The sequence below is a fragment of the Streptomyces sp. NPDC104307 genome, assembly GCF_055584045.1.
This window is the reverse complement of sequence record NZ_JBVJMU010000003.1, coordinates 513,571-528,988: the sequence shown is the minus strand read 5'-3', so window position 1 is coordinate 528,988 and position 15,418 is coordinate 513,571. Positions and strand designations below refer to the sequence as shown.

Below are 15,418 nucleotides of genomic sequence, written 5' to 3'. Positions count from 1 at the left end.
CGTGAGCCCAAGCCCCTCCACCTGCGCCACCTGCCGGGTCCCCGTGCACACCCAGTTCGCCTCGTTCGAACTGGTCGGACCGATCGTCGAGGGCGGGCTCGATCCGGCCTCCGATCCCGCGTGGGCCGAGTCCGGCGCGAAGTCGCCCGCGGAGTACGCGCGCTGGGCGGGGCACCTGTGCGGCGTGACCTGTCTGCGCATGGCACTCGGCGCCGACGCCCCGCCCCTCTTCGCGCTGCGCGACGGAGCGCTCGGGTACGGCGCGTACACCGAGGATCCGGACGGCGCGATCCACGGCCTGGTCTACGCCCCCTTCGCCGACTACGTACGCGAGAGCCACGGCCTCGACGCCACCGTCCACCGGCACCTCGCGCCGGAGGAGATCCCGGACCTGCTGGACGCGGGCCGGTCCGTCATGGCGTCGGTGCACTACGCGATCCGTCATCCGGACCGGCCGGCGCCGGGACGGGGCGGGCACCTGGTGCTCCTGACCTCGCGGACGGCCGACGGCGCGGGCGTGCACTTCCACAATCCTTCGGGCACGCGCGCGGAGACCCGGGCGGCTGAGCTTCCGCTGACCGAGTTCGCACGCTTCTTCGCCGGGCGCGGGGTGTCGCTGTCCGCGCGGGTGTGACGCGCCGGGCCCGGACGCAGGAGCGGGCCCGGGGGTGTAGCCGACCCCCGAGCCCTGTGATGCCGCCTGTCTTGCACGCCGACACGTTTAAGGTCCCGTATCAGTTTTATGTCGTCGCATCCTGCCTTTAGACGACCGTGGATCGAAGCTCCACGGGCCGGAGTCGAACCGGCATCTCGACGCACACGGGCACGGGCCCGGTCGATTCGGCGATAGGCGGCGCATGCTGAGTCTGGAGCAAGAGTCTGAGATTGATCGCGGTCTGCCTCTGCCAGTTGGGCCACCCCGGCCCGCGTCCGCAGGAGCTGCGGAAGTGCCGGGGGGAGGACTCGAACCTCCACCGTAACCGCGTCGTCACGACAAACTTCAGTTTCAGCTTTGCGCTCCTCGCGCACCCCAGCGGCTTCGACCGCCGCCGGGGATTCCTTGGCCGGTCACCCGAAGAGGTAACCGAAGACCGCATCACCCACCCGCTGGTCCGTGACGTCCACGCCGTTGGCCTCCTCGCGGGCGAACTTGACGGCCTGCTGGAGCTTTTCGACCCGGTCGGTCAGCTCGTTGATCCGCCGCGCGGGCAGCGCCCCGGAGAACTTCACGGTCGTCCAGTAACCGACCGGGACGTCCTCGTAGTACACCTCGACCTGCGCCGGGTGCTTCTCGGTGGCCTCCGCCTTCACGTGGTTGCGGGGAACCTTCTTGGTCCGCAGGGTCCGCACCGGCTCGGTCTTCCAGGAGTCGGTGGACGGGTCCTGGGCCCACGCCTCGGAGGCCTCCAGCACCGGCAGCTTGCGGATGAAGGTGGTGATGTCGGTGAGCTGCTTCTCCAGGAAGAGCAGATACGACACCGGCACCCCGGCCACCAGCACCCGGCCGTCGACCGAGATGTCGGCGCGGGCGTCACAGTTCGCCCAGTCCTTGGTGGCGGTCACGTCGAACAGCCGGGTGAGCGTCCGCGCCGTCTCGCGCAGCACGTCCTCGGCCTTGATCTGCACCGGCGTCGACTCGGGCGGCAACTGCTCGCCCTCCTCGTCCTTCGGCTGGTACGTCCGGGAGATCCCGGCCAGCAGACCGGCCTTCTGGAGGCCGTGATGCGCCGCCGTCAGGTCCTGGTGAGCCTTGGACTTGACGCCCTTCTCCACTGCGATGATCTGATTGAGTTTCGCCACACCCAGGAAGCTAGCAACACCAACACCGCCTGCACCAGCGCTTTTTGCCCGCCCCGGGGCCCTGTAAGCGCCGCGTGCTTCGGGTGCGCCGTCCGGTGCGCCCGTGCGCGGCGGTCCGTTCGAGTGGATTCCCGGCGGCGTACCTGTTCCGGAGCCTTGCGGCGGGGGCCGGTTGCCACAGTGAGGACCGCGCGTTCGCGCTCCCTCCCCCGCATCCGGAACGAAGGGTCCCGCATGCCTCTCCCCAAGCCCCGCCCCTCCTGCCTCGCCCCTGATTCCCCGGACGCGCGGCGGCGCCCGCGACGGCGTGCCGCGCTCGCCGCCGCGGGCGCCGGACTCGCCGTCCTGGCCGTGGGCACCCCCGTCGCATACGCCACGCTGGGCACCGGCGCCTCACCCGAACCTCGGCCGGCGACTTCGACTGCTTCGCGGGGCAAGGCCTATATCGAGACCCGGCTGTTCTTCGGCACCGAACGGCCGGACGGCGGAGCCGAGGTGACCGACCGGCAGTTCCTCGCCTTCATCGACAGGGAGGTGACCCCTCGGTTCCCGGACGGACTGACCATCCAGGACGGGCGGGGACAGTGGAAGGACTCCAACGGGGTGATCGAACGGGAGCGCAGTTACGAACTCACCCTGCTCTACCCGGCGACCGAGGCGCGGCAGCGCGATCCGCAGATCGAGCGGATCCGTGCCGCCTACGAGAAGGCGTACGCGCAGGACTCGGTGGCGCGGCTGGAAGAACGCACCACCGCCGACTTCTGAGCCCGCGCCCCAGCAGCCGCCGCCCGCTCCGCACCGGCCCCGGACGTTCGGGTACTGTGCCGCCGCCGGGTGCCGGAGCACCGGACAACGATCAGCAGGGGGCAGACCGCATGGGCGCCGCGATACGTCATTTCACCGCCACGACCGGGCAGGGACAGGTCTTCACGGTCAACATCGAGCGGGACTTCCGCTACGACCCGTACCGGGACTTCCTGGTGTGCGCGCACTGCGACTGGCGGCCGTCGCTCCTGACCACGGAGCGGATCGTCGACATGGCGGGAGAGCACCTGGCCACCGCGCACGGGGCGACCCGCGGGCTGGCGCAGCAGGAGGACGAGTCGTTCCGCAAGGCACGGATGGTCGTACTCCCGGTCGTCGCCGTCCTGCTGATCGGCCTGCTGTTCCTGTTGAAGAGCTGATGTTGCTGTTGCAGGGCTGATGTTGCTGTTGAAGAGCTGATGTTGCTGTTGCAGGGCTGATGTTCCTGCTCAGGGGCTGATGTTCCTGCTCAGGGGCTGATGCTCGTCCTCATGGGGCTGAGCGGTCAGCCGCCGCTGAGCTCCAGGAGCGCGCCCACCGGGTCGGTGTCCGGTGCGGCGCGCGGCCACCACTCGTCCTGGCCCGGGTCCGACTCGTAGCCGTACCAGCGGCCGTCGTGGCCGAAGCGGAGCTGGAGGGTGCCGCCGGGGTGGGTGAGGTGGTTGCGCCAGGGCTGGAAGCGGGGGAATCCGGCGGCGGCGAGAGCCGGGCGGGCCCGGTCGAACGGGCCCGCCGGGGGATCCCACTGCGATTCCAGGACGTCCAGCCCCTCGGCCCCGCCCTGGCGCCAGGCGGCGACGGCGCGGGCCAGGTCGGTGATGTTGCGGCCGGTCGCGGAGGCCAGCTCGCGGTAGAGGGCGCGGGTGGTGGCGGTCAGCCCGGCGGTGGGGCGGGCGGCGGCCAGCCGGACGGCGTCCTGCCAGGGGGTGAGCCCGGCGAGCGGGTCGCGGCCGGTGGTGAGCAGGGCGTGGGCGCGGGCGGCCGCGTCCGTGGCGAGCTGGTCGAGGGCGAGCGGGTCGCGGCTGCCGGGCAGGCTCGGGTACGAGGGCGGCTGCCCCGGGTGCGGCGCCACCGGGAACGGGGCGGGCAGCGGTGGCAGGAAGCGGTCCGCCAGCGCGTCCTTCGCCGGTACGGAGGGAGCGGCGGGGGCCTCGGGCCGCTCCCGTGCGGAGTGTGCGGCGTTGCGGTGGCCCAGGTCCTCCAGGAGTTCGCGCTCGCCCCGGCCGCGCAGCAGCAGGAGGACGAACGGGTCGGCGTCCAGGAGCCGGGCCATCTGGTAGCAGAGCGCGGAGACGTGCTTGCAGGGCCAGCCGTGGTCGGGGCAGGAGCAGCTGGGGTCCAGGTCGTTCGCGCCGGGGAGCAGCGTGACCCCGGAGGCGGCCGCCGTGTCCACCAGGGAGTGCGGCATCTCCTTGGTGAGGAGCGCGGCCAGGTGGTCCGGGCGGGCGGCGACCGCGTCGAGGAAGGTGTCCCAGTCGGCGTCGGTGAAGGTGCGCAGCCGGAGTTCGGCGCGGTAGGGCCGGGGCCGGCTGCCGTGCACGTAGGCGACGACGCGGCCGGGGGTGACGGTGACCGCGGCGACGTGCCCGCCGTCCGCGTACGCCCGGCCCCTGGCGAGTCTCGCCGCGTCCATCGAGAGGTCTTCGAGCGCCGCCACCCAGGCCCGGCCCCACCAGCTGTCCGCGAACGGCTCGTCGTCGCCGGACGTCCGCGCGGGTACCGCCTCGAAGGTCCGCCGCAGGTCGTCGGGGCCCGGCCGGGACCGGGCGCCGGGCCTCGCCCCGCGGGCCGGCGGGAGGGAGTCGGGGCGGGGGCTCATGACGGCCTCCGCAGGGAGACGAGGTCGGCGAGATCGCGGTCGCTGAGCTCGGTCAGCGCGGTCTCCCCGGTGCCGAGCACGGCGTCGGCCAGGGCGCGCTTGGCGAGCAGCATCTCGCCGATCCGGTCCTCGACCGTGCCCTCCGCGATCAGCCGGTGCACCTGGACCGGCTGGGTCTGCCCGATGCGGTAGGCGCGGTCCGTGGCCTGTTCCTCCACGGCCGGGTTCCACCAGCGGTCGTAGTGGATGACATGGGCGGCCCTGGTGAGGTTCAGGCCGGTGCCGGCCGCCTTGAGCGAGAGCAGGAACACCGGTACCTCGCCGGACTGGAAGCGGTCCACCATCCGTTCCCGCTCGGCCACCGGGGTGCCGCCGTGCAGGAGTTGGGAGGGGATCGCCCGCGAGGTGAGGTGTGCGGAGAGCAGCCGGGCCATCGTCACGTACTGGGTGAAGACGAGGACGGAGCCGTCCTCCGCGAGGATCGTGTCGAGGAGCTCGTCGAGCAGGGCGAGCTTTCCGGAGCGGCCGGTGAGCCGGGTCGGCTCCTCCTTCAGGTACTGCGCGGGGTGGTTGCAGATCTGCTTGAGCGAGGCCAGTAGCTTCATGATGAGGCCGCGCCGGGCGATGCCCTCCGACGCCTCGATGTACGCCATGGTCTCGCGCACCGTGGCCTCGTAGAGCGTGGCCTGTTCGCGGGTGAGGAAGACGGGGTGGTCGGTCTCCGTCTTGGGCGGCAGCTCGGGGGCGATGCCCGGGTCCGACTTCTTGCGGCGCAGCAGGAACGGGCGGACCAGCCGGGAGAGCCGCTCGACCGCCTCGTCGTTGCCGATCCCGGCGGCCGTGCCGGTGTTCTCCACGATCCGGGCGTGCCGGGCCCGGAACGCCTTGAGGGGGCCGAGCAGTCCGGGTGTCGTCCAGTCGAGCAGCGCCCACAGCTCGGAGAGGTTGTTCTCGACGGGGGTGCCGGTCAGGGCGACCCGGGCCGGGGACGGGATGGTGCGCAGCGCCTTCGCCGTCGAGGAGTGCGGGTTCTTCACGTGCTGCGCCTCGTCGGCCACGACCAGTCCCCAGCTGTGCGCGGCCAGTTCGGCGGCGCTGGAGCGCATCGTGCCGTACGTGGTGAGGACGAAGCCGCCGTCGGGCTCTGCCAGGCTGCGGTCCGTGCCGTGGAACCGGCGCACGGGCACGCCGGGGGCGAAGCGGTTGATCTCCCGGTGCCAGTTGCCCAGCAGCGAGGCGGGGCAGATCACCAGGGTCGGCGCGGGGTGGGCGCGGTGCAGGTGGAGGGCGATGAGGGTGATCGTCTTGCCGAGGCCCATGTCGTCGGCCAGACAGCCGCCGAGGCCCAGCGCGGTCATCCGGTCCAGCCAGGCGAGGCCGCGCAGCTGGTAGTCGCGGAGGGTCGCGTCGAGGCCGGGCGGCGGTGCGATCGTGGTGTCTTCGTCGATGATGCGGCTGCGGAGGGCGGCGAGCGCGCCGACCGGCACGGCGTCGACCTGTTCGCCGTCCACCTCGGCGCTGCCGGTCAGGGCGACGGCGAGGGCGTCCACCGGGTCGAGCAGGCCGAGCTCCCGCTTGCGCGCCTTGCGCACGAGCGCGGGGTCGACGACGACCCACTGGTCGCGCAGCCGCACGACGGGCCGGTGGGCCTCGGCCAGCACGTCCATCTCGGCCTCTGTGAGCTGGTGGTCGCCCAGTGAGAGCTGCCAGTTGAAGGCGAAGAGCTGTTCGGCGTCGAAGAACGCCGTGCCGTCGGTGGCGGTGCCCGGCGCGGGCCGCACGACGGCGGCGGCGGTGAGCGAGCGGGCCAGCTCCCGGGGCCAGTGCACGCTCACCCCGGCGGCCGAGAGCCGGGCCCCGGCGTCGCTCAGCAGCTCGTACAGCTCGTCCTCTGCGAGGGCCAGTACATCGGGGACGGGCTGGTCGAGGAGCCGTTCCAGCGGGGCCCAGACGCGGGCGGCGCGGCGCAGCGCGAGGACGGCGTCGATCCGGGCACGCGGGCCGAAGGGCTCGCCCGCCCCGCCGTTCCACAGGGCGGCGGCGTCGACGACGTAGGTCGGGTCCGCGAGGCTGTGCACCTGGGTGACGGCCGCAGCGGCATGCCGTGCGGCGGCGTCCTGGCGGCCGGGAGCGGCCGAGCCGTCGGCCGCGTCCGGCAGCCCGTCGGACTCCGCCACACCGTCCGCGTCCGGGGCGCCGCCGGAGTCCGTCGTGTCGAAGAGTTCGTACGCGGAGAGGTCCAGGCGCAGGGACACCCGTACGCCCGCGTCGAGCCCGGCCGCGACCGCCACCGCCCACTCCCGGGCGCCGGGCAGGTGCTGGGCCTCGGTGGCGGCGAAGGGCGCTCCCATGGCGAACGCCGCCGCAGGGGTGCGGGGCAGGGTGTCGGCCACCGCATCGAGGAAGGAGGCGATGAGCGGCTCGGGCTCGGGGAGCTGGAGGGGTGTGCGGTCGGGGAACGGCACCGCGTACCCCTCGGGCGGCATGGCCGCGGCGACCGCACGCAGATGCGCGACGTCCTCCGCGGCGCGCGGCCCGGCCCGCCAGGCGTCGTGGTCCTCGGGCGTCAGCCCGGGGAGCATCCGGCCGCCGGCCACCAGATGGAGCGCGTGCAGCGCGGCGGCGCCCCAGCACCGGGTGGCGGGGTGGGCGGACTGCTGGTGCCGGGCACGGGCCAGCAGGGGTACGGCCTCGGCCAGGGGCAGCACGAGGGCCGGCACGGTCCGCCGGCGGACGTCACCCCGATCGCCGTGCCGTCGGACGACGGTGATCTCGGAGACCTGACCGTCCCCGATCCCGGAGACCCGGTCGTCCGCGCCGGGGGCGGTGCCGAGGCCGGGGAGCGAGGCTCCCTCCGGGTCCCAGAACGCGACGCGTCCCTCTCTCGGCAGCGGTGCAGGAAGGAAGACGGCCGCACAGCGGAGCAGACGGCCGACAGCCGCGTCCTGCGTCGTAGATGCGGTAGCCACCGGCCCCTCCCCTCACGTCCAAGGCCCTGGTCAAGGGCTCGGGTCCCGGTCCCCGGCGCCCTCGCAGCACCGGATCCCTCTGACTGGCGAGTCTAGGCGGGGGGTCTGACAGCGGACCACGGGCCCACCGCCGCCCCCGCTGTCCTGGCGGGGTACGGCGGCGGGCCCGTGGGCGGTGTCGTCAGTGCCTGGCGAGCGGCTTCGAGCCGGTGGGTGCGGGACGGGGCCGGGGGCTCGCTGCGGCCGGCGCCTGCTTCGGCGCTGGGGCCGTCCTCGCCGGGCCAGGCGAGGGAGACGTGGACGAAGACGCGGCCTCGGCCGACTCCGCCGGCTGTACGGGCTCCACGGGCTCCGCCGAGTCCACCGGCGGCGCCGTGCCGGCCGGGGCCTTCGGCACCTGCGGCGGGGACTCCACGCCCTCCGGCGTTGTCGGCTGCTGGGCCCGTTCCAGGAAGCGGAGCAGCTCCACCGGGAACGGCAGCACCAGGGTGGAGTTCTTCTCCGCGGCCACCGCCACCACGGTCTGGAGCAGCCTCAGCTGCAGCGCCGCGGGCTGGGAGGACATCTCGGCTGCCGCCTGGGACAGCTTCTTCGACGCCTGGAGCTCCGCGTCGGCGTTGATGACCCGGGCACGCCTCTCCCGGTCCGCCTCCGCCTGACGCGCCATGGAGCGTTTCATCGTCTCCGGCAGCGAGACGTCCTTGATCTCCACCCGGTCGATCTGCACGCCCCAGCCGACCGCCGGGCTGTCGATCATCAGCTCCAGGCCCTGGTTCAGCTTCTCCCGGTTGGACAGCAGATCGTCCAGATCGCTCTTGCCGATGATCGAACGCAGGGACGTCTGCGCCATCTGCGAGACGGCGAACCGGTAGTCCTCCACCTCGACGATCGCGCTCGACGCGTCGACGACCTTGAAGTAGATGACCGCGTCCACCCGTACGGTGACGTTGTCCCGGGTAATGCCGTCCTGGGCCGGCACCGGCATCGTCACGATCTGCATGTTGACCTTGCGCAGCCGGTCGACGCCGGGGAGCACCATGGTGAATCCGGGGCCTCGCACGTCGTTGCGGAGCCGGCCGAATCTGAGCACCACACCCCGCTCGTACTGCTTGACGACCCGTGCGGCGGCCACCGTGTAGGCGACACCCGCCAGGGCCACCACAACCAAAGCGGTCAAGAGCACCTGGACCATGACGGCCCCCTGCCAGCCGGAAACACCGAACACTCACTCCGCGCCGAATAAGACGCTAATACCACCGTATGCCCTGATTCGACAGCAGGCGAACCTCCGCCCCGCCGTTCTCGTGCGGCGCGTTCCGCGCACCGGTAGCCCGCCCGGCGGTCTCCCGGATGCCGGGCGGACGGCGAGCGGGCAAGGTGACCAGCGTCAGCACGTACCCCCGTGGCGTACGGGGCCGCGCGACGGAGCGCGTACGGATGAGCCGGACGAGACAGACGAGGACCTGCCATGCCCGTGATCGACAACCGACGACGCCGCCTCGGCGCCGCAGCCGGGACCGCCCTCCTGACCCTCACCGTCGCGGGCTGTTCGGGCCTCGGCCGGACCGCGGTCGGTCCGGTCACCTACACGACCGAGCGGGAGGCCGTGATCCAGGTGAACAGCCCCTCGGTACGGGGCTGCCACCCGCTGGCCCCCGCGGGCGCCAAGGAAGTGGAGAACGGCACCCTGATCGACATCGTCCTGTACCGCACCCGCGACTGCACCGGGCCCGGTACGACCTATCTGGCCACCAGGTTCACCGACCAGAAGGCGCCCGACTCGCTGCCCTGGCGCAGCTTCAGCACGGTGCACTGACCCGGACTCCCGCGCCGGGCCCCGCATCCGGTGCGGTGCCCGGCGTCCCGGCTACTCGGGCACGGCCCGCACCCATTCCCCGTCGTCGGTGAGGTAGCGGTCCACGCGCAGACCGGCCGCGGCCAGATATCCCTCGAACCGCTCCTTGGACAGCGGCCGCGACAGGAACGTCTGCGTCCAGCGCGCATCGTCGAAGTCGTACTGGGCGTGCACCGAATGCACCCCGTCGCCGACCGGCTCCGAGGAGACGATGCGGACCGTGTACCCGGACGGGTCGACCCGCTCGCGGGGCAGGTCGGCGTGGCGGCCCTTCCCTTCGCGCTGGATGAGCACCGCCCCGCCGTCGCGCACATATCTCCGGCAGGTCCGCAGCAGCCCGTCCCGCACCTGGTGGTCACCCGAGTGCACCAGGAACGACGCCAGCATCACCACGTCGAAGGTCTCGTCACCCAGGTCCAGGGACTCGATGGGGCTCCGCACCGTACGCGCGCCCCGCACCTGCTCCAGCATCTGCGCCGACTCGTCCACCGCGGTGACCGCGAAGCCACGCCGGAGCAGGGGGTGCGTCACCCGGCCCGCCCCGCAGCCCAGTTCCAGAATGCTCGATCCGGCGGGGACCGCCCCGGCGATCACATCGGGTTCGTCACCTGCCGGCAGCCGGGTGTACACCTCGACCGCACAGCCGTCCGGGGTGATATCGCCGGGTCCCGTTCCTGAATACCCCTCACGTACCAGTCGTCCGCTCATACCTCCCCGAACGAACTGTCCGCAGCCGCGGTTCCCTTCACACCGAGCGGCGCGCGACCAGCGCGGCGCTGAGGTACTGGAGGTCGGCCGGGCGGGCCGGGGAGAGGCCGGTCAGCCGGTCGATGCGGCGGATGCGGTAGTCGACGGTGTTGGGGTGGACGTGCAGCGCCGCCGCGGCGGCCCGCCGGTCCAGGCCGTGCCCGAGGTAGGTCTCCAGCGTGCGCAGCAGCTCCGGTTTGGCCTCCAGCGGGTGCAGCAGCCGGGCGAGTCCGTGCAGCGCCTCGCTGGGCCTGCTCAGCTGGTACTCCAGCAGCACGTCGGCCAGCCGGTACAGCCCGGCGGGCCGTCCGGTCCGGGCGACCAGGCCGACGATCTCGGCGTTACGGGCCACGGCGGCCGGGACCGCCGCCGGCTCCGCGGTCTCGGCGGCCGCCGTGACGGGCACCCCGGCCGCCGCGGTGGCCTCCGCGATCAGCTCACGCAGCCCGCCGGGCCCGTCCCACCGCGGCGGCTCCGCGACGGGCAGCAGGACGGTGCCGCCGGAGGCGTCGAGCGCGGTCAGCGCGGGCGTGCCGGCGAACCGGTCCAGGGCCGTGCGGATGCGGCGGATCTTCCGGCGGGCGGCCACCCCGGTGCCGGGTCCGGGCGCCTGGCCCACCTCGTCGGGGTGCGGGGCGAGCGCGAGGGTCATCGTCAGATAGCCGGCCGCCGGACGCAGCCCGGTGCGCTGGGTGAGGAGCTCCAGGGACTCACCGGTCAGCAGGGCGGCCATCAGGGCGTGCCGGCCGCCGTGTTCCTGGCTGTCCAGGATCTGCCGGGCCTCCAGATAGGCGCCGCTCACCGCTGAGGTCAGCTGCTGCTGGAGGACCATGATGCGGTCCATGATCTCCAGGACGGCCGGCAGGTCTGCGGGGCCCGCGTCCCGGGCGGTCTCCTGCCAGCACATCGCGATGCCGACCTGGTACGCGGTGAGGATGGCGTCCAGCGGCACGCCCTCCTCCGCGCGCTGGGCCGCCGAGTCGCGCTGCTGGGCCAGTTCGGCGTCGGTGGCGGGACGGCGGTGCTCGACGACGTCGGCGAAGAGCCGCAGGTTGTGCTGGACGATGTCCGCGATATCGCCCGCGATCTCCTCGTGGGGCAGTTCCGCGTAGACCGGCAGATCACTGAGCAGCCGGTCGACGACACGGCTGGTCAGGGCGGGTGCGCGGGCGCGCAGCTGGGCGGCGACCGGCCGTCCGCCGATGCACAGCGGCGGCGGCCCGCAGGCCCCCGGTCCGGCGCCCGCACCCCTCACGACGGACCGCTCTTTGTCACGCGTCACAAAAGCCCCCGCGGAAGTCTGCGTTACCCACCAGTTAAACGACGGCGTTCGAGTCTGCATGATGACCGGCGACACCCGCCATGCCCCCGCCTCGCCCCCACCACCGGAGGTCGCCGTGAACTCGTCCCGGAACAAGGCATTCTGCCGGACCGTCAGAAATTCGCTCGGTGTACTAGCGCTGACCGGACTGGCCGTCGGTACCGGCGCGTCCGGCGCCTGGGCGGCCGCAGACGACACCACCTCGTACGTCGCGCTCGGGGACTCGATGGCCTCCGGGCCGCTCATCCCGGGCATCACCGGGCCGCTGGCCTGCGGGCGCTCCACGCACAACTACCCGCACGAGCTGGCGGCGAGCCTGGGCGCCACGCTGACCGACGTCACCTGCAGCGGCGCCGCGTCCAAGCACATGACGGAGAAGCAGTCGCTCTCCCTGCTCGACGTCCCCATGGGCTCGGCACCGCCCCAGTTCGACGCGCTGCGCGCGGACACCGATCTGGTGACCCTGACCATCGGCGGCAACGACGCCGGCCTGGTCGGCATCGCGCAGGACTGCACCAACCTCGACCCGTCCGCCACCCCCTGCAAGGACAAGTACAACGAGGGCGGGGTGGACCAGGTGGGGCAGCGGATCGCGGAGTTCGTCCCCCGGATGGCCGCCGTACTGGACGGGATCCACCAGCGTTCGCCGCAGGCCAGGGTGATCGTCACGGGCTACGGGCTGTACATCAAGCCCGGCGGCTGCTGGCCGCTCCAGCCGGTGCTGCCGGTGGACGCCGACTTCCTCCAGGGCAGCGTCGACCGGATGAACACGGTGATCGCGCAGCAGAGCGCCGCGCACGGCGCCGAGTACATCGACCTCGCCACGCCCAGCAAGGGCCACGACTCCTGCCAGGCCCCCTCGGACAAGTGGGTCGAGGGGTATGTGCCGACGGCCGCCGCCGCGCCCCTGCACCCGAACCGGCAGGGCGAGGCGAACTACGCCCGCGTCATCGGCGCCCACCTCCAGGGGAGCTGACGCGTGCGGCAGCGGCTGCTCAACGGCCTGCTCGCGGCGGCGCTCGGCGCCGCCGCGCTGCTCGCCCCGCCCGCCCACGCGGCTCCGGCGGGCCCCGCCCCAGGGGGAGGCTGCGACCCGCTGGCACCCGCCGAGTGCCTGCTGCCGTTCCCCAACGACTGGTACACCCGGCCGGACCCGGGCAGCGGTACGGGCCGCCGGGTGGCCTTCGACACCGCGGTGCTCCCCCGCCCCGCGACCGGCCTCCCGGTCGACCCGGCTGCCTGGAACCGGTCCGACGGCTTCTCCCCCGGCTCCGCCCTGATCGCCCAGGTGCCGGGGCTCGACCTGGCCGCGACCGGTGCGGCCCCGCTCACCGACATCGGCCGCTCCCTGGACCGGGACGCCCCCGTGGTCCTCCTGGACACCACGACGGGTGAGCGGTGGCCGTACTGGGCCGAACTCGACGCCAACGCCACAGAGCCCGCCCGGCAGGCGCTGCTGATCCACCCGGCCCGCAACTTCCACGACGGCCACCACTACGCCGTGGCCCTGCGCCGCCTCAAGGACGCCACGGGCCGTACGATCCCGGCGGCCGCCCCGTTCGCCGCCGTATCGGGCCGACGGCTTCCCGCCCACGATCCGCTGCGCGACCGGCAGGACCGGCTCCGCCCCTCGCTCACGGCCCTGCGCGGGGCCGGGGTCACGGCCGAAGGGCTCTATCTGGCCTGGGACTTCACCGTCGCGTCCACCCGGAGTCTCAGCGGTGATCTCTTCTCCATCCGCGACGACGCGTTCCGCCGGCTCGGCAACCGGTCGCCCGGCTTCGCTGTCACCGGGGTCACCGACCTCACCCCCGCCCAGGACGCCCGGATCGCCCGCGAGGTCACCGGGCGGATCACCGTACCCAGCTATCTGAACCTGCCCGGCGGCCCGCCGGGTTCCGTACTGAACCGGGGCCGGGACGGCACCCCGCGCGCCCTGCCCGGCAACACCCAGACCGCGGAGTTCCGCTGCGAGATCCCGCGCGCGGCCTTCCGTACCCCGTCCCGCCCGTCCCTCTACGGGCACGGGCTGCTGGGCCGCCGCTCAGAGGTGGGCGCCGGCAACGTCAAGGACATGGCGGCCGAGCACGACTTCACGTTCTGCGCGACGGACTGGATCGGGATGGCGCAGGAGGACATCCCCGCCGTGCTGGGCGGACTCGCGGACCCGAGCCTCTTCCCGGCCGTCCCCGAACGCAGCGAACAGGGCATGCTGAACGCCCTGTTCCTCGGCCGCGCCCTGATCCACGCCAAGGGGCTGACCACCGACGCCGCCTTCCGTACCGCCGACGGCCGCCCGCTGCTCGACACCCGGCACGGCCTCGCGTACGACGGAAACAGCCAGGGCGGCATCCTCGGCGGCGCACTCGTCGCCGCCTCGCCCGACATCCGGCGCGGGGTGCTGGGCGTCACCGCCATGAACTACGGGCTGCTCCTCAACCGGAGCGCCGACTTCGCACCGTTCCAACAGGTCCTGGACGGGTCCTACCCGGACAAGCTGCACCAGCAGCTCGTCCTCCAGCTGTTCCAGATGGTGTGGGACCGGGGCGAGACGAACGCGTACGCGAACCACCTCACCGACCACCACGAGGTACTGCTGCACATCGCCTACGGCGACCACCAGGTCGCGAACGCGGCGGCCGAGGTGGAGGCGCGCACGATCGGCGCCCGCGTCCTGTCGCCCGCGCTCGTCCCCGGACGGAGCCCGGACACCGTCCCGTACTGGGGCATCCGCCGGATCGGACCGGGTCAACAGCCCTACCGGGGCTCGGCCATGACCGTATGGGACAGCGGCACCCCGACGCCGCCGCTCACCAACACCCCGCCCGCCGGGCCCGAGTACGGCCACGACCCGCACGAGGATCCCCGCAACTCGCCAGCCGCACGTCAGCAGAAGGCCACCTTCCTGACCACCGGCCGTGTCATCAATGTCTGCGGCACCACCCCGTGCACCGCCACCCCCACCTCCTGACACCTCCCCCGCACGCCTGCGGGCACAGACAAGGAGCACCCATGCGCACGCACCGCATAGCCGGAGCCGCCGTCGCGGCCGCCCTCCTCGCCGGTACGGCACTGGCCCCGTCCGCGCTCGCGGCCCCACCCGCCGCGACGGCGACGGCCACGGCGCAGTCCGCCGTGCCGTTCACCTCCGCCAACGCCGCCCGCACGGCCGACGGCGGCCACACCCTCTCCTGGGCCTCCCCCGCCACCTCTGTGACCGTCACCGCCGTCACCTCCCCCGACGCCACCACCGGCGTCCCCGTCGGCACGGCCCCGGGCACCGGCTCGCTGACCGTGCCCGCCGGGACGCTGACGGAATCCGGGCGCTGGTACTTCCGGCTGGTACCGGACGGCGGAAGCCCCCTGGTCGTCGCGGACCGCTCCCTCGGCCTGGAGTCCGCCCGCAACTTCCGCGACATCGGCGGCTACCGCACCACCGACGGGCGCTGGGTCCGCTCCGGACTGGTCTACCGCTCCGGCAAACTGAACAGCCTCACCGACGCCGAGCAGCAGCGGCTGGTCTCCCAGCACCTCACTCTCGATGTCGACCTGCGCAACGCCATGGAGCGCCACGACGACCCAGACCGGCTGCCGGCCGGTGTCGCCTACCAGGTCGCGGACGTCGTCTCACTCAGCCACGGCGTCCGCTTCCACGACTCCGCCCTGATGACCCTGGCCCAGGCCGTCGCCGCCGGACTCTTCTCCGGCTCGTCCGACCTGGGCCAGTCCATCGGCTACCCGTTCATGGTCAACTTCGTGGGCGGCGACTACGCCTTCCACGACCTGGTCACGGCCGTCGCCACGAACACCTCGGGCGCCACGGTGTTCCACTGCAGCGCCGGCAAGGACCGGACCGGCTGGGGCACCGCCGTCCTGCTCACCCTGCTCGGCGTCCCGCGCGCCACGGTCGAGGCGGACTTCCTCGCCAGCAACCAGTACACCGGCAACCCGGAAGCCGTCGAACTGAGCTGGCTGCGCGCCGCGTTCAGTGAGGCGGACCACCTGTACGGCGACTTCGACACCTACGTACGCGAGGGGCTGAAGCTCGACGCGGCGACCGTGGCGGCCCTGCGCGCCAAGCTCCTGACCGGCTGACGCGCGGC

At 73.1% G+C, this 15,418-nt stretch carries 13 protein-coding genes and 1 tRNA gene; 7 read left to right on the top strand and 7 right to left on the bottom strand.

Translation table 11 applies throughout. The features are described 5' to 3' along the window. The first annotated feature begins 1 nt into the window (after position 1). The gene (locus tag ACZ601_RS12410) at positions 2 to 634 is read left to right on the top strand and encodes a cysteine peptidase family C39 domain-containing protein (RefSeq protein WP_469536269.1); all 633 of its coding nucleotides are present in this window, start codon (positions 2 to 4) and stop codon (positions 632 to 634) included. 314 nt (positions 635 to 948) lie between these two features. Here the strand turns inward: ACZ601_RS12410 and ACZ601_RS12405 are convergent. Beyond that, a tRNA-OTHER gene (locus ACZ601_RS12405) sits at positions 949 to 1,035 on the bottom strand. 33 nt (positions 1,036 to 1,068) lie between these two features. Next, positions 1,069 to 1,800: a DUF7873 family protein gene (locus tag ACZ601_RS12400; protein ID WP_440578921.1), complete on the bottom strand. Its 732-nt coding sequence runs from the start codon at positions 1,798 to 1,800 to the stop codon at positions 1,069 to 1,071. 234 nt (positions 1,801 to 2,034) lie between these two features. On the opposite strand from ACZ601_RS12400, the gene ACZ601_RS12395 reads away from it, so the two are divergent. Together ACZ601_RS12395 and ACZ601_RS12390 are read left to right on the top strand one after the other, a co-directional pair. Next, entirely contained in the window at positions 2,035 to 2,565 is a 531-nt protein-coding gene (locus ACZ601_RS12395) for a DUF3574 domain-containing protein (RefSeq protein WP_440578920.1), read from the top strand. Positions 2,566 to 2,675: 110 nt separating this feature from the next. After that, positions 2,676 to 2,984 (top strand): hypothetical protein, encoded by a 309-nt coding sequence (locus tag ACZ601_RS12390; protein ID WP_469536265.1) that lies wholly within the window; start codon positions 2,676 to 2,678, stop codon positions 2,982 to 2,984. Between the two features lie 125 nt (positions 2,985 to 3,109). Here ACZ601_RS12390 and ACZ601_RS12385 read toward each other — a convergent pair whose 3' ends face one another. From ACZ601_RS12385 to ACZ601_RS12375, 3 genes are all read right to left on the bottom strand, one after another. After that, positions 3,110 to 4,423: an SWIM zinc finger family protein gene (locus ACZ601_RS12385; RefSeq protein ID WP_469536264.1), complete on the bottom strand. Its 1,314-nt coding sequence runs from the start codon at positions 4,421 to 4,423 to the stop codon at positions 3,110 to 3,112. Then, positions 4,420 to 7,392: a DEAD/DEAH box helicase gene (locus tag ACZ601_RS12380; protein WP_469536262.1), complete on the bottom strand. Its 2,973-nt coding sequence runs from the start codon at positions 7,390 to 7,392 to the stop codon at positions 4,420 to 4,422. The genes ACZ601_RS12385 and ACZ601_RS12380 overlap by 4 nt, the downstream gene beginning before the upstream one ends. A 181-nt stretch (positions 7,393 to 7,573) precedes the next feature. Continuing rightward, positions 7,574 to 8,584 carry a slipin family protein gene (locus tag ACZ601_RS12375; RefSeq protein ID WP_469536261.1) on the bottom strand — a complete coding sequence of 337 codons (1,011 nt, stop codon included), beginning with the start codon at positions 8,582 to 8,584 and terminating at the stop codon, positions 7,574 to 7,576. Positions 8,585 to 8,860: 276 nt separating this feature from the next. Here ACZ601_RS12375 and ACZ601_RS12370 point away from each other — a divergent pair, with 276 nt between their 5' ends. Then, positions 8,861 to 9,208 (top strand): hypothetical protein, encoded by a 348-nt coding sequence (locus tag ACZ601_RS12370; RefSeq protein WP_469536259.1) that lies wholly within the window; start codon positions 8,861 to 8,863, stop codon positions 9,206 to 9,208. Positions 9,209 to 9,259: 51 nt separating this feature from the next. Here ACZ601_RS12370 and ACZ601_RS12365 read toward each other — a convergent pair whose 3' ends face one another. Beyond that, on the bottom strand, positions 9,260 to 9,955 hold the full coding sequence (locus ACZ601_RS12365; protein WP_469536257.1) for a class I SAM-dependent methyltransferase: 696 nt from the start codon (positions 9,953 to 9,955) through the stop codon (positions 9,260 to 9,262). 37 nt (positions 9,956 to 9,992) lie between these two features. Further along, the gene (locus ACZ601_RS12360) at positions 9,993 to 11,204 is read right to left on the bottom strand and encodes a PucR family transcriptional regulator (RefSeq protein ID WP_469536508.1); all 1,212 of its coding nucleotides are present in this window, start codon (positions 11,202 to 11,204) and stop codon (positions 9,993 to 9,995) included. Positions 11,205 to 11,391: 187 nt separating this feature from the next. Between ACZ601_RS12360 and ACZ601_RS12355 the strand changes: the two genes are divergently transcribed. Genes ACZ601_RS12355 through ACZ601_RS12345 form a run of 3 tightly spaced genes read left to right on the top strand, consistent with a single transcriptional unit; the run spans position 11,392 to position 15,410 of the window. Continuing rightward, a complete protein-coding gene (locus ACZ601_RS12355) occupies positions 11,392 to 12,291 on the top strand; it encodes an SGNH/GDSL hydrolase family protein (protein ID WP_469536255.1) in 900 nt (299 codons plus the stop codon). A 3-nt stretch (positions 12,292 to 12,294) separates the two neighbouring features. Next, positions 12,295 to 14,286: a hypothetical protein gene (locus ACZ601_RS12350; RefSeq protein ID WP_469536252.1), complete on the top strand. Its 1,992-nt coding sequence runs from the start codon at positions 12,295 to 12,297 to the stop codon at positions 14,284 to 14,286. A 41-nt stretch (positions 14,287 to 14,327) separates the two neighbouring features. Further along, a complete protein-coding gene (locus ACZ601_RS12345) occupies positions 14,328 to 15,410 on the top strand; it encodes a tyrosine-protein phosphatase (protein WP_469536249.1) in 1,083 nt (360 codons plus the stop codon). Positions 15,411 to 15,418 lie beyond the last annotated feature (8 nt).